Raw genomic sequence first — 13,422 nt, forward strand, 5'->3', positions numbered from 1 at the left:
AATCACTGTGATTGCTGGCTTTGTTTTTTTAGTTCTGCTTTGATTTTACTTTCTGGTGCAAAGTCCTGTGCCCAATTCTCTGGCTTCAATACTTTATTAGTCACCGGATCATAGTGTGGTTTGCCATCAGGAAATAATTTTCCCATGTTTGCTTGATGGACGATTTCCATAATGGGTTCGGGATCCACACCTAATAACGAAAATGAGCCATACGTAAAATACAATAAATCCATTAATGCATCAACTTGATCAACCAGTGGATCCACTGATGTCTTCTTGGCTAATACTTTGGCCGTGGCTTGTTCAATGGCTTGATGCAATTGTTGCGTTGACTGCTGGAATACTTCCGGCTTTCCTTGACTAGCAGCATATAAAAACTCAACTAATTCTTCCACTTTAAAACTTGCACGATGGACTGCCTCTTCATTTGTAAAAGGCGTTGGTTTTGTTGGTCGTCTCGGATCGAATGTCCGATGAAATTCTTCCGTCATTTCAAAAGGTTTCATACTGCTCCTCCTAAATTAATTGAAAATGCTTTAAGGCCTTCTCAATCCCATCTTCATTATTACTAGCAGTGACATAATCTGCTGTAACTTTAACTTCTTGCATCCCATTTCCCATCGAAACACCTATCCCTACTCCCTGAAGCATTTCAATATCATTCAAATGGTCACCAAATGCCATCGCCTCAGATAAATCGATACCTTGATGTGCTAAAAAAAAGAGAATGCCTTGTAATTTTGAACCACCTTTTGGAACAATATCAATGGTATAAGGATTGGAACGCTGAAAATCACACGAAGGTAACGCATTTTGTAACTTTGCTAGTTCATACTCTCCGCTCAACATTACACATTGATAGATTGGTTCACTGTACGTCTTACGCAAGATTTTATAACGTCCTGAACGACGATTCGGGCTATAATGTTGCAAAGTTAATTTCATGCGCCGAATGGGAAACCATCTAGGGACAAAACGAATCAACTTACGAACAAGACCAGATTGTCCAATCCGCATCGTCAAACTCCCTTCCATGTGGTGACGTCCACCTAAAAGCATTTGACGAGAATGCTCATCTGCGTAATGAATGATTTCTTGCAAAATCTTTTCTTCAAAAGGACGTGCATAAATCGTTTGTGTTTTTGTATAAACAAGTTGACCATTATATGTAATAAACATATCTAAATCAAGCTCTTTTACAATATGTGCCACACTTTCAGGTCCTCTACCTGTCGATACACCACATAGAATGCCATTTTTTTGCGCTTGTGCAATAGCTCTTTGGGTACTCTCCAGTACACGGCCATTTGTACTAATCAATGTACCATCTATATCAAAAAAAATAGCTTTAATCATCGCTCCACCTCCTTTTGGATTAAAATAAATCCAACTGACTTGGATTTAAACCAGTATAATCCAAGTGTAGTTTTTCTTTAAACTGTAATGCATTTTCTGCGGCATCACCACCGGCATTGTTATTGAAGATAATCGCAATTTCTTTGGTATGGGGTGCAGCTTCATCGACTGCTTGTTTTAACTCTGCTAATTCTGTTTCCTTGTAACGGTAATTGGTCCGAACTTTTTGTGCATCAGGACCAGTCGCTGTCCAGCCAACATCATTTCGTCCGTGAAAACGGAAGAATGTAAATTCAGAATTTGTCACATACGCATCTAGTGGCACCGTCGTTGATAATTTTTTCGGTTCATCAACAATTACCAATGAAAACTCATGGTCTTGCATAAATTTTCTCGTACTTGCGAGATACTTTTCGTCATACCAACTGCGATCACGAAATTCAATTGCCACTGGTAATTCTTTAAACAACAATCGCAACTCTCTTAAATAATCGACATTTTCACGAACACATTTAAAAGATGCTGGAAATTGTGCCAACAAACAAAATAATTTATTTTCTGCAATCATTGGTGCCATGTTTTCACGAAGTTCCTTGGCAAGTTCAATCAATGATTGTCCAGCCTCTAATTCTTGATGTTTGGTAAACACTTTATGAACTTTCATGATGAATTTAAAATCATTAGGGACTTGTTGAATCCAATTTTCGATATTTTCCTTAGAAGGAATCCGGTAAAAACCAGTATCCATTTCTACTAATGGTAAATGTCCAGCATATTCATAAAGCGTGGATACTTTTTTTCCAGTAAGATAATCATGTTCACTAAAACTTGTACAACCAATTCGTATCATTCTTTCACCTACTTTAATAACAAGTATAAAGAGAAATTGTTTCTTTCGCAATATTATTACACGTTGTTTCTTATTCCTTTTTTCCAAAATATGAGCTACACTAATAATGCACTTTGGCAGGAGGTTATACAATGAAAAAAATATTAGTTCTTCATACTGGCGGAACAATTGCGATGAAAGAAAATACGTTGACTGGTGGTGTTAGTCCCGATGTTGCTAATCCATTAATGGACGCAGCCATCACCATTCCAGAAGAGGTTGAATTATTGGTCGAAGATATTTTCAATGTACCAAGTCCGCACATTACACCAGATCACATGTTAAAAATTAAAGAACGTATTCAACTTGCTCATCTAGCTGGTATTTCCAGTGTAGTCATCACACATGGCACAGATACTCTAGAAGAAACGGCTTTCTTTTTAGATACAACAATCGGCAATCAATTACCGATTGTCATTACAGGAGCAATGCGTTCTAGCAATGAATTAGGTAGTGATGGCTTATATAACTTTGAAAGTGCGATTCGTGTAGCGGCTTGTCCTGAAGCTGAGGGCAAAGGGGTCCTTGTGGTCATGAATGATGAGATTCATGCAGCCCGTTACGTCACAAAAACACATACTTCGAATGTGGCAACTTTCCGGACACCTACACTAGGTCCAATCGGATTAGTCAGCAAGCGTCGCATTTTATTTATGCAAGAATTACTCGAGACCCCACATTGGGATGTGGACAACGTGGACGGTCTTATCCCGATTATTAAGGCCTATGCTGGCATGCACGGTGAATTATTTGAAGGATTACTACAAACTGATATTGATGGTTTAGTAATTGAAGCGTTAGGTGCAGGCAATTTGCCACCTGATACCTTGCCCCCTTTAAAAAAAATGCTTGAAAAAAATATTCCTGTCGTCTTAGTTTCCCGCTGTTTTAATGGCATTGCTGAACCTGTCTATGATTATCTTGGTGGCGGTTGTGAGTTGCAAGAAATGGGCGTAGTTTTCTGCAATAGCATTAATAGTCAAAAAGCTCGGATTAAATTATTAATTGCAAAAAATCGTGAGTTAACACATGAAGAATTTATTTTCTTTATGGAAAACTAGTTCTAAATAAAAAGGCCGTACCAGTATGTTGCTGATGCGGCCTTTTTACGTAGTGCTGATTTAATCTTTTGTTCGCCATTCGACATTTGCTTCACAATACGTTTGTTCGCCAATTCGAATTTCATGACGTGTTTTCATTCCTTCATCTGTCTCAATTTCAAAATGACTCATAATTTCATTACCATATTCCACTTCTTTGTCAAAACGGATATGCATATAAGTAGGTTCATGAGTTGTTAAAAAATCGTAACCTAAAGCATCCAACATCCACGTAAAGTAAACGGAATTGTTAACATGCTGATTACTATCAATGTCATAGAAGCGAACACGAAATGGGTAACTTTCACCCGCCACTACTTTTTCGATCTTAGGGTAGCGTTGGATTTTTTTGACTTTTTCACTCTCAAATGGTGCAATAATTTCTTCTGGTACACTACTCATTTTACGTGTTTCCATGTTCATTAAAGCAAAAATTGTTTCGATACGAACTAGCTCTTCGCCAGCTTCTGTCGTTAGCCAAAAATTTCGGTAACAAAAATACTTATTGTACGATTGTGCTTGCGTTGTGATTTGAATTTTTTCTCCGACTTTCGGTAATCGTTGGATAAAAAATTGGTAATTCGTGACAATCCAAGTCAAACCAAAACGATGAATAAAATCCGCTCCTCGATTCAATTGATCACTTTGATCTTCAGAGACTTTAATTGCGACAGCTATCATTGAAGATAATGTCATCGTCGCATTCACATCACATTCATAGTAGGTTACCTCATGTGTTTGTGTATATTTTGAAGCCATGTTTATTCCTCCTCTTATCTTCCATTAGAAGTATAACAAAAAAATTATATTTACAGAACGTTTTTTATTTATTCTGAAAAAAATTAAATAACAAGAATCATGGAAGCGTTGACAAAGAAGTTTTTATTGTTATAATTACATTAGATTTTAATTATTTTTTGAATTGAAAAAGGGGGAACATGTATGGAAAAATTTGTCAACGCATTAGAAGGGAAACTTGGACCGATAGCCTATAAACTAAATAGCAATCGCTATTTAAGTGCCATCAAAAACGGTTTCTTTGTAGCAATGCCCTTATTAATTATTGGTTCGATGTTTTTATTAATTACCCAAATACCCATCGATCCTTATTTAAACTTTATGGAATCGGTTTTAGGTTCCGAATGGAAAACGTTATTTTTAAAAGTTAATGATATGACGATGAACGCGATGACGATTTTCGTTGTCTTAGGAATTGCAGCTGAATTAGCTAAATTTTATAAAGTGGATATTATTCCTTCACAGGCAATCGCTATTGTCTCATTTTTTATTTTAACACCACTTTCAAGCTATGATGAAGCATCATTTTTACCACTGACAAATTTCGGGGCAGCTGGTCTTTTCGTAGGGATGATTACAGCGATTCTAGCTGTTGAAATTTATCGTTGGGTTGTACAAAGAGGTTGGGTCATTAAAATGCCTGATTCTGTCCCCTCAAACGTAGCAGCGTCGTTTTCTGCGCTAGTTCCTGGATTCTTTGTTATTATTATCTTTAATCTTATTCGCATTGGTTTTGTTTATACTTCTTATGGTTCCGCGCATAACTTTATCTTTGAAGTATTGCAAACACCATTACTAGCATTAGGAAGCTCTCTTCCTGCGACAATTATTATCTTGTTATTTGAAGCTTTATTATGGTCGTTTGGTATCCACGGTTCAAATATCGTTGGAGCCGTAATGCAACCAATTTGGATTGCGTTAACTGTTGAAAATGCAGCCGCTTTTGAAGCTGGTACAACTATTCCAAATATTGTCAACTATCAATTCTACAGTAACTTTGTTAAATTAGGTGGTTCAAGTGCAACAATTGGTTTGGCAATTGCCTGTGTATTCTTTGCTCGTTCCACCCAATTTAAAACCTTAGGTCGTCTATCTATCGGACCTGCTATTTTCAATATCAATGAACCATTAATCTTTGGTATTCCAATTATTTTAAACCCAGTGATGTTAATTCCATTTATCATTGCACCAATTTTGATGGCAGTAATTGCTTATGTCACAATGGCTACTGGTTTAGTTCCATATCCAAATGGTGTTAACCTTCCTTGGACAATGCCACCAATAATTTCCGGTTTCATTGTAAGTGGCTGGCGTGGGGGATTACTCCAATTAGTTCAAATCATCTTGAGCTTTATTCTCTACTACCCATTCTTCAAAATGCAAGATGATACGGCTTACAAAACAGAAATCGAACCAACTGAAACAGCTTAAAACAACAAACGAGGCTTGTCTTTTCAATAAGACAAGCCTCATTTTTTTTCAAAAAAAGCACACGCACTTTTTTTATTTATTCGTTACCGCTAATTACAGCTTCTGGATCATTCAATATTTCGCGATTTAATTCATTGATGCGGCTACTTGTCACCACACCAGCTACCATACTATCACTAACATTGACTAACGTTCTCGCCATATCAATCAATGGTTCAACTGAAATAACTAGACCCACAATCGCTACTGGAAGATTCATAGAACCTAAGACGATTAAAGAAGCAAACGTTGCGCCACCACCGACACCAGCAACACCAAAGGAACTAATCGTTACCACAGCTACCAACATCAAGATGAATTGCCAATCGAATACATTGATTCCTACAGTAGGCGCAACAATTGTCGCAAGCATTGCTGGGTAAACACCAGCACATCCATTTTGACCAATCGAAATCCCAAAGCTTCCAGCAAAGTTTGCTGTGGCCTCATCAACACCAAGTGCACGTCGTTGTGTCTCGATATTCATCGGTAACGTTCCTGCGCTTGAACGAGAAGTAAAGGCAAAACTTAAAGCAGGGAAAGCTTTTTTGAAATAAGTAATTGGATTCACTTTGACACTTGTTAGTAACAAGGAGTGAACAATTAACACTAAAATCAATGCTGCATAAGAAGCGATAATGAAGACACCTAGATTAATGATTGCTTCAAAATCACTCGTTGCTAAAACATTGGTCATTAATGCAAACACGCCATATGGTGTCAAACGTAAAACAAGAGTTACAATACGCATCACAATTTTGTATAAGCTTTCCATCAAGTTATTAAACGTTTCTGCTTCTTTTGGCGATTTACGTTTCACGCCAAGGTAAGCAACACCTACAAATGCAGAGAAGATAACCACACCAATTGTACTAGTTGCACGTGTTCCTGCTAAGTCAGCAAAGACATTGCTCGGAATAAACGATAAAATTTGTTGTGGAATAGATAAATTTTCAACTTGGGCTTGTCGCTCAACAATTTCAGCAATTCGCGCTGTTTCCGCTGCTCCTTCTGTGAATGAAGCCCCATCTAAGTTGAATAACATGACCATACCAATCCCAATAAAAGCAGCAATCGCAGTCGTTCCTAATAAGACAGCCAAAGTTGTCACGCTAATCTTACCAATATTGCCGCTTTCTTTCATACGTGTAAAAGCACTGACAATCGAAACAAATACGAGTGGCATAATTAACATTTGTAATAATGAGACATAGCCTCTACCGACAAGGCTAATCCAATCCAGCGCTTGGGTCACAATTTCATGACCATTACCGAAAATCAGCTGTAAAGCCCCTCCAAAGATAATACCCGCAAATAGACCAGTAAAGACACGAGTTGAAAATTTGACATGTTTTTGTTGCATTCGATAAAAAACATAAAGCATACCTACAAAAATTGCTAAAATAAGTAGAATGAGCAGAGTTGTCATTTCATTTCCTCCTTTGTTTTCACGCAAAATGACAAGTCCGTCAAGGGAAGTAAAGGTTCCTAGTGACCATTCTTCAACAGTTCACTCTAATGAAAATGCGTGTGAAAGAATCATTAGTGACCGTTTCATTATATCGAAGGTAAAAACGAATGTCTAATAGATGACCTTCGATTCATATATTTTTCTAACTTTTTATAAGTGAATAAATTCAAAAAAAGACTTTTAGACATGTCCACCACATTCTAAAAGTCTTTTTCATCCAATTATAATATTACTATATCAACATTACGCTAATGCGCCCATTGGATCCCATGGCGATAAGACAGTTGGTTCTGCTTCAAAAGCAGCTAATTGTTCCGCAGTCAATAAATCTTTGCGTACCACGATTTGGTAAGTAAACTCATCCATCCAAGCATCACTTGCCACAAAGAAACCTTTGTCACCGACTTTTTCGCCCCAGCTATTTTCAACTTTCCACTTAGTTGGTTGACCATCGACAATATCCACACCCGTTAAAACCATTGCGTGCGTCATTAGACTTTCACCATAATCCAAACGCTCAGCTTTGGTCATATCAAAATCAATATCAAACAACTCATTCATTGCATACGCATCTAAAGACATGATTCCTGTGTCTCTTGTAGATGATTGACCGACATCACAGCCAAACCAAACTGTTTCACCTTGCTCTAATTGTGCAATGGCTAGTTTTTTAAACGTAGACATATCCACATTTAAATATTTGACTTCTTTGCCACCAACAACGTTTCCTAACATCTCTACAGTATATGATTGATTGTATGGTTTGTCGGTGGTTGGTGCATTAATGATACTTACATAATCATCTAAATTAACTCCTACATATTTGTCATAAAACGTTTGTGGCGTTAATTGACGATCAATATGATAGACTTGTTCTTCATCACGATATTCAAAATCAAATGTTTCTGGCGGTGTACCTAATGACATTGCCAAGAAATTATAAACTTCTTGTAACATGGCTTCTTTTTGTTTTTGAATTTCTGTGACATTAGTCTCTTCTGCTACCATTTTACGAAGGACAGTTGCATCTTTGCGTAATTTTTTATTCAAATAATTATTTAACTCGCGTGAGTTTGATGAATTACTACTTTCTGGCATCGCTGTTTTTGGAACCACACCATATTTTTGGAAGATAGAAACAATCATATCCCATTGTCCACCATCTTGTTGTGGTGTTTGTAATAAGAAAGCCACTTTACGACTATCCAATGCTTGATCTGCTGTAGCTAAAATATTTTCATAAAAATAATTGGCTTTTTCATACTTATCCCAGAAGAATGTATAATTTTGAGATAATTCAAATTCTTTTAAATTGAATTGGTTTAACATTCTGTGACGGAAAGTATTCAAGGCTGCAAACATCCAGCAACGACCAGATTGTTTTTGATTGGCTACTTTTCCTGTTTTTACATCAACAGAGAATACCGGAACATTATTCACTTCTGCACTCATATCTGCTGCGGATGCTTGAATGCCATTTTTTACGACAGCTCGTTGCAAAGCTGTTTGTTTTGGATTTTTTTGAAAGTTAGCAGCAAATGTTTGTGTTAACTCTTGACGAATTTCAGACATACATAAATCTCTCCTTTGTTTTTACTCTTTTATTCTACTCCTCTCTTTTTAGAAAAACAAATGACTAAGATTTACCCGTGCTTTTTGCTTTTTTATGATGATACCCCAGTAATTTTTGTTCAACCGCTGCATACATCTGCCCGACTGGCTCACTCGCTAACAAATAAGTAAGCAAAATGCTACCCACGATCAGTGCCATTAACATCCAAACATTCAGTGATAATGATTGGATACCTAGTCCACGTAAACCTTGAATAATAAACCCATGCAGTAAATAAGCCACTAATGTATACTGACCATAGGCTGTATAACGTTTCTGTTTCGTTGGTACACAAGCAAAAAATGCCAGTATACCGACACAAGCAAGACACCACGTCACAATACGTACAAGCGCTCCCCACTCAGGAAAGTTCAAAAAGTCTTCATAAGGCTTAGACCCAAAAAAGATATATTTATTCAGTCCACCCAATGAGTGAATTAAGCCATAAATTCCTACGAAGCCTAACGTCCACCACCATTTCTTACTAGAATGAATAAACTTATTTACCTTATCATGCGGTAAATAATACCCCATTACAAAAAACGGTAAAAAGACAGCAGTTCGTTGCAACGTTAATTCCCTACCAAAAAATGGAATATACCCCACCAGTAAACTAACTAACAAACTTACAGGAATACCAATTTTAGCTGGTACTTTCTCAAAAAAGTATAAAGATAATTGCCAAAAAAATGAGCTAATTAAAAACCACAAAGACCAATTTGGAATATGTAATTGGAATGAAAATTCTTTCGAACCAACTAGCCAGTAAAAAAAGGAATACAGCCACTGAAAAAAGATATAAGGCAATATAAATTTTTGAAAACTTATACGTATCTGCATCCCTTTTTTTCTATCAAATGATTTCGCAAAATAACCAGAAATTAAAATAAATGCTGGCATATGGAAGGTATAAATCGAGAAGTATAAGTCTTGACTCCACGCTGTTTGTTCAATAAAAGGTTGAAGCAAATGTCCAAAAACAACCAACACCATTAATAAAAATTTTGCATTATCAAAAAAAGGATCTCGTATCTTTTTTGACATTAAATCACCGCCTTTTTATTTATACATTTAGTATACAGGACAAATATGACAAGTGTATGTCATTTTTACAAAAGAGAATAACAATTTATTGCTAAAAAAGAAAAAAAAAGAACAAAAGTCATAAATAGACTTTTGTTCTTTTACTCCGGCAGTAGGACTCGAACCTACGACATCATGATTAACAGTCATGCGCTACTACCAACTGAGCTATGCCGGAATAACTATATGTATAATAACAAGTTTCTTTAAATTTGGCAATAGAAAATTTATCATTTTTGTTATTTTCTCTCAAATTTTGTTATGATAATAAATAAGGAGGTTTGCACATGTATCAATTAAAAAAAATTAGTTCTAATGATTATAAACAAGTCGATGAACTTATTCATCAAGCATTCGAAAAATCTGACCATGGTTATACGGGAGAAGCCGAATTAGTTCGCAAATTACGAGAAGAAGCAAACTATTCCAAAGAGTTGGAATACATTGCCATACAAGACAATCAGATAATTGGCCACGGCTTATTAAGTGAAGTGACCTTGTATTCGGAGAATACAGAATTAATTGGTCTTTGTTTAGCACCTCTCTGTGTTCTACCAGACTATCAAGGCAACGGTGTGGGAAAAGCCTTACTTACAGCTTTAGAAAAGCAAGCGAGTGATTATCCATTTATTAGTATTTTAGGAGATCCTACGTACTATACACGTTTTGGTTATCAAATAGCGGCTAAATTTCATATTGAAGCACCTTTTCCAGTACCTACAGAAGCATATCTAATTAAGGAACTACATCCTGCAAGCTTAGCCAATGTTTCAGGAACAATCAGTTATCCATCGGCTTTTAACTAAGAACATAGAGGGTGCTAATTATTCAAGAATGGTAGACAATAGCTTACACAGATGTTGCTGAAAAAGCCATAGATTGTCAATTTAGTTTCTACCTCTCAACTGAGAATCCGCCCTTATGCTACCGCAAAAAACAGACGATATCTTATCTAGGATGTCGTCTATTTCTCAAGGTAAAGTGACTGCTCCCCCATTTTTTGATACATTCTCTGAAAGTCTTGTTTATCTACTTTACGATGTTGATAACCAAACGGATCATTTACATAAACAAACTGCTCATCTACTCCTGTCATTACGGCAGCATGGCATAATGGACTCACTTGTACAATACCACTGGTTGTTTGCCAGAACCAAAGATCTTCTTTCTTTGGTACTTCAAAGTCAATCGTAGCAATCACCAGCACGGGTTTACCATTTTGTACCAACTGTTCTAATGCTTCAAATGGATGTTTACTATAGTTGATATGATACTCATTTCCAACAATTTTTTCAGCAACTTTTGCTAAAGGTTCTACTCCAACCCCCATCGCTTCATTGCCTTCTTTCATATTTCCTACAAATCCATCATGAGGATTACCCTTTAAACCATTTGCTAAATTTAGCGGTACATAGTCCAGTTCATCTGCTAATTGATTTTTACTCGTTTGAAACCCATAATAACGTAAGAGCATGGATAAACTCGTTACTTCACAGCCGTTTTCTAGAGCATCGCCTTCAAATTGGTTTTCTAAAGGGACCTCAATGAACCGAACATTTTGCTCTGATGACACTACTTCAATTGAATGAGTATTGGGAAAATATGTAACGGTTGGTTTATATTTTTCAAAAATTACTATCGTTGTTAAACTACCGATGACAGCACCGAGTAAAAGAACACTTAAATAAAACTTTTTACGCTTCATTCGATATCCCTCCCTTAAACTATGATACATCAACAAAAAAGCTCATAAACCCTAATATCATAGGATTTACGAGCTAGAATTAAAGCCACCTGCCGGGCTTGAACCGGCGACCCCCACCTTACCATGGTGGTGCTCTACCAACTGAGCTAAGGCGGCAATAAAGTTATTTAACACAAGTATTAGAATACCTAATTTACGTTTATTTGTCAATCATTCTTTGCAAAAATTATAGCTAGAAATAGAACGATTATTGTTCTATTTCAGCTTGTAATATTTTAGCTAAGGTTGAAATCGATGGAGAGATGATTTCTGTATTTTGAATGCCAAGTTTCTTCGCTTGTTGCTCATTTCCCACAAAAAAACTTCTTTTAGCATTCTGCAATAATTGCGTATCATTACTATCATTTCCAAAAGCAACATACTCTTCTTTACCGATAATTTCTTTTAAAGTTGTCCATTTATTAATATTCTTAGCCGTAATATCAATATTTCCTTCATGATTGTGAGTAATGATAGCCAGTTCTTGATGACTAAGCTGTTGATAAATTTCTGAATAAAGATGTTGTGGTACATTCAACAAGATAATCTTAATGGGTGTTTGGATTTGTTCAAAAGGAATCTTTTTAGCTAAAATTGCTGGGTCCAACTGCTTAAAAATTGGATTATTTTTTGCTACTTTTGCCGCATAATTCCATTGATCATCAATAATATAGTCTAATTGATACTCAGTAATCAGTTGTAAAATTTGAGCATAACTTTCTGCATTGATTTTTGAGATTACTTGAACTTTACTACCAATAGATACAACAGCCCCATTCCCTCCAATTAATGTATTTTCTAAAAAATCTGGAATAACTGGTAATAAATCACGAATTGGACGGGCCGAAGCAAATAATAATTGATGTTCAGAGTTATTTAATTTTTTTAGAATACTTAAAATTTCTTGTTCAATAAATTGACCATTAAAACAAATTGTTCCATCTACATCAAACACATAATTCATTTAGGCACTCCTTCATTTTAATCTTGTTAAAAGTTCTATTGGTTGTAAAACAAGCTGATTCGCACCCGCGTCTATCAATTCTTTTTCATCGCCAAAACCATATAAAACTCCAATACTTTCAAGATTATTTTCTTTTGCACCTAAAATATCATGTTTACGGTCACCAATCATTACAATTGAAGATAGGTTTTCTAATTTTTCCATTGCTAATGCATATTGAATAACTGCCGCTTTCTCACTTCTGATACCAGCTAAATCAGCCCCATAAATGCCTGTGAAATAATCGCTGAATTTTAAATAATCTAATATTTTTTTCGCAAAATATTCTGGTTTAGAAGTAGCCAAAAAAAGATTTTTATCTTGTGAGAGTTTTTGTAAAGTCTCTTTCATTCCTTCGTACACAGCTACTTGATACATGCCCTCTTTTTGATATAATTCACGATAATAACTAACAGCTAATTCAGCTTTTTCTTGTTCTAATCCGATACGAATGAACGATTCTAGTAATGGTGGACCTACAAAGGTTTTTAAGATCTCATTTGATAATTCATCTTTATTTAGCTTTCTCATCGCATAGTTAATAGATGCATAAATCCCCTGACTAGAATCGATAATTGTACCATCTAAATCGAATAAAATATTATCTTTTTTCACAGCACTCACTCCTTATCTATCCTCTATTATACGTGTCTTATCTGAAAAATATACCCCTTTATATTCTATTTTTTATAACCAAAAAAAAATGCATCTGGGATTCCTCCACAGATACGCTTATAGACAACAAAAAAAGATAACAATCTTCTGTTATCTTTTAGAACTCCGGCAGTAGGACTCGAACCTACGACATCATGATTAACAGTCATGCGCTACTACCAACTGAGCTATGCCGGAATAATATTTTATTTTTCAATAAAATGCGTGGCGACGTCCTACTC

13 protein-coding genes and 3 tRNA genes are annotated in these 13,422 nt (G+C 35.9%); 3 read left to right on the plus strand and 13 right to left on the minus strand.

What is annotated here, in order from left to right:
* Positions 1–2: 2 nt before the first annotated feature.
* From BAU17_RS07155 to BAU17_RS07165, 3 genes are read right to left on the minus strand one after another with little or no spacing between them, the layout of a single operon-like run.
* Positions 3–506, minus strand: coding sequence for a pyrophosphohydrolase domain-containing protein (locus BAU17_RS07155; RefSeq protein ID WP_161902123.1), 504 nt, complete (start codon positions 504–506; stop codon positions 3–5).
* A gap of 10 nt (positions 507–516) precedes the next feature.
* Entirely contained in the window at positions 517–1,356 is an 840-nt protein-coding gene (locus BAU17_RS07160; RefSeq protein ID WP_161902124.1) for an HAD-IIB family hydrolase, read from the minus strand.
* 19 nt (positions 1,357–1,375) lie between these two features.
* Positions 1,376–2,206: a DUF72 domain-containing protein gene (locus tag BAU17_RS07165; RefSeq protein WP_161902125.1), complete on the minus strand. Its 831-nt coding sequence runs from the start codon at positions 2,204–2,206 to the stop codon at positions 1,376–1,378.
* A gap of 131 nt (positions 2,207–2,337) precedes the next feature.
* Between BAU17_RS07165 and BAU17_RS07170 the strand changes: the two genes are divergently transcribed.
* On the plus strand, positions 2,338–3,306 hold the full coding sequence (locus BAU17_RS07170; protein ID WP_161902126.1) for an asparaginase: 969 nt from the start codon (positions 2,338–2,340) through the stop codon (positions 3,304–3,306).
* A 60-nt stretch (positions 3,307–3,366) separates the two neighbouring features.
* On the opposite strand, the gene BAU17_RS07175 is transcribed toward BAU17_RS07170, so the two are convergent.
* The gene (locus BAU17_RS07175) at positions 3,367–4,104 is read right to left on the minus strand and encodes an acyl-ACP thioesterase domain-containing protein (protein ID WP_161902127.1); all 738 of its coding nucleotides are present in this window, start codon (positions 4,102–4,104) and stop codon (positions 3,367–3,369) included.
* Positions 4,105–4,287: 183 nt separating this feature from the next.
* Here BAU17_RS07175 and celB point away from each other — a divergent pair, with 183 nt between their 5' ends.
* Positions 4,288–5,574, plus strand: a complete 1,287-nt coding sequence (gene celB / locus BAU17_RS07180; protein WP_161902128.1) for a PTS cellobiose transporter subunit IIC — start codon at positions 4,288–4,290, stop codon at positions 5,572–5,574.
* 76 nt (positions 5,575–5,650) lie between these two features.
* Here the strand turns inward: celB and BAU17_RS07185 are convergent, their stop codons facing one another.
* The 4 genes from BAU17_RS07185 to BAU17_RS07200 form a co-directional block, all read right to left on the minus strand.
* Positions 5,651–7,042: an L-cystine transporter gene (locus tag BAU17_RS07185; RefSeq protein ID WP_161902129.1), complete on the minus strand. Its 1,392-nt coding sequence runs from the start codon at positions 7,040–7,042 to the stop codon at positions 5,651–5,653.
* Positions 7,043–7,327: 285 nt separating this feature from the next.
* Positions 7,328–8,656 carry a C1 family peptidase gene (locus tag BAU17_RS07190; protein WP_161902130.1) on the minus strand — a complete coding sequence of 443 codons (1,329 nt, stop codon included), beginning with the start codon at positions 8,654–8,656 and terminating at the stop codon, positions 7,328–7,330.
* Between the two features lie 64 nt (positions 8,657–8,720).
* Complete coding sequence (locus BAU17_RS07195; RefSeq protein ID WP_161902131.1) at positions 8,721–9,740, minus strand: acyltransferase family protein; 1,020 nt, start codon at positions 9,738–9,740, stop codon at positions 8,721–8,723.
* A gap of 143 nt (positions 9,741–9,883) precedes the next feature.
* Positions 9,884–9,957: transfer RNA gene (locus BAU17_RS07200), tRNA-Asn, on the minus strand.
* A 109-nt stretch (positions 9,958–10,066) separates the two neighbouring features.
* Between BAU17_RS07200 and BAU17_RS07205 the strand changes: the two genes are divergently transcribed.
* Positions 10,067–10,585 (plus strand): GNAT family N-acetyltransferase, encoded by a 519-nt coding sequence (locus BAU17_RS07205; RefSeq protein ID WP_161902132.1) that lies wholly within the window; start codon positions 10,067–10,069, stop codon positions 10,583–10,585.
* A 158-nt stretch (positions 10,586–10,743) separates the two neighbouring features.
* Here the strand turns inward: BAU17_RS07205 and BAU17_RS07210 are convergent, their stop codons facing one another.
* The 5 genes from BAU17_RS07210 to BAU17_RS07230 form a co-directional block, all read right to left on the minus strand.
* The gene (locus BAU17_RS07210) at positions 10,744–11,484 is read right to left on the minus strand and encodes a C39 family peptidase (protein ID WP_161902133.1); all 741 of its coding nucleotides are present in this window, start codon (positions 11,482–11,484) and stop codon (positions 10,744–10,746) included.
* Positions 11,485–11,567: 83 nt separating this feature from the next.
* Positions 11,568–11,640: transfer RNA gene (locus BAU17_RS07215), tRNA-Thr, on the minus strand.
* 91 nt (positions 11,641–11,731) lie between these two features.
* Complete coding sequence (locus BAU17_RS07220) at positions 11,732–12,487, minus strand: HAD-IIB family hydrolase (protein WP_161902134.1); 756 nt, start codon at positions 12,485–12,487, stop codon at positions 11,732–11,734.
* 12 nt (positions 12,488–12,499) lie between these two features.
* The gene (locus BAU17_RS07225; RefSeq protein ID WP_161902135.1) at positions 12,500–13,141 is read right to left on the minus strand and encodes an HAD-IA family hydrolase; all 642 of its coding nucleotides are present in this window, start codon (positions 13,139–13,141) and stop codon (positions 12,500–12,502) included.
* A gap of 163 nt (positions 13,142–13,304) precedes the next feature.
* Positions 13,305–13,378: transfer RNA gene (locus tag BAU17_RS07230), tRNA-Asn, on the minus strand.
* Positions 13,379–13,422 lie beyond the last annotated feature (44 nt).

The sequence above is a fragment of the Candidatus Enterococcus willemsii genome (genome assembly GCF_009933335.1).
Taxonomy (GTDB): Bacteria; Bacillota; Bacilli; order Lactobacillales; family Enterococcaceae; genus Enterococcus_F; species Enterococcus_F willemsii.

Coding starts and splice junctions, on each gene's coding strand:
- BAU17_RS07185 (WP_161902129.1), bottom strand. CDS start 7,042: ATGACAACTCTGCTCATTCTACTTATTTTAGCAATTTTTGTAGGTATG.
- BAU17_RS07165 (WP_161902125.1), bottom strand. CDS start 2,206: ATGATACGAATTGGTTGTACAAGTTTTAGTGAACATGATTATCTTACT.
- BAU17_RS07190 (WP_161902130.1), bottom strand. CDS start 8,656: ATGTCTGAAATTCGTCAAGAGTTAACACAAACATTTGCTGCTAACTTT.
- BAU17_RS07205 (WP_161902132.1), top strand. CDS start 10,067: ATGTATCAATTAAAAAAAATTAGTTCTAATGATTATAAACAAGTCGAT.
- celB (WP_161902128.1), top strand. CDS start 4,288: ATGGAAAAATTTGTCAACGCATTAGAAGGGAAACTTGGACCGATAGCC.
- BAU17_RS07195 (WP_161902131.1), bottom strand. CDS start 9,740: ATGTCAAAAAAGATACGAGATCCTTTTTTTGATAATGCAAAATTTTTA.
- BAU17_RS07170 (WP_161902126.1), top strand. CDS start 2,338: ATGAAAAAAATATTAGTTCTTCATACTGGCGGAACAATTGCGATGAAA.
- BAU17_RS07220 (WP_161902134.1), bottom strand. CDS start 12,487: ATGAATTATGTGTTTGATGTAGATGGAACAATTTGTTTTAATGGTCAA.
- BAU17_RS07175 (WP_161902127.1), bottom strand. CDS start 4,104: ATGGCTTCAAAATATACACAAACACATGAGGTAACCTACTATGAATGT.
- BAU17_RS07210 (WP_161902133.1), bottom strand. CDS start 11,484: ATGAAGCGTAAAAAGTTTTATTTAAGTGTTCTTTTACTCGGTGCTGTC.
- BAU17_RS07155 (WP_161902123.1), bottom strand. CDS start 506: ATGAAACCTTTTGAAATGACGGAAGAATTTCATCGGACATTCGATCCG.
- BAU17_RS07160 (WP_161902124.1), bottom strand. CDS start 1,356: ATGATTAAAGCTATTTTTTTTGATATAGATGGTACATTGATTAGTACA.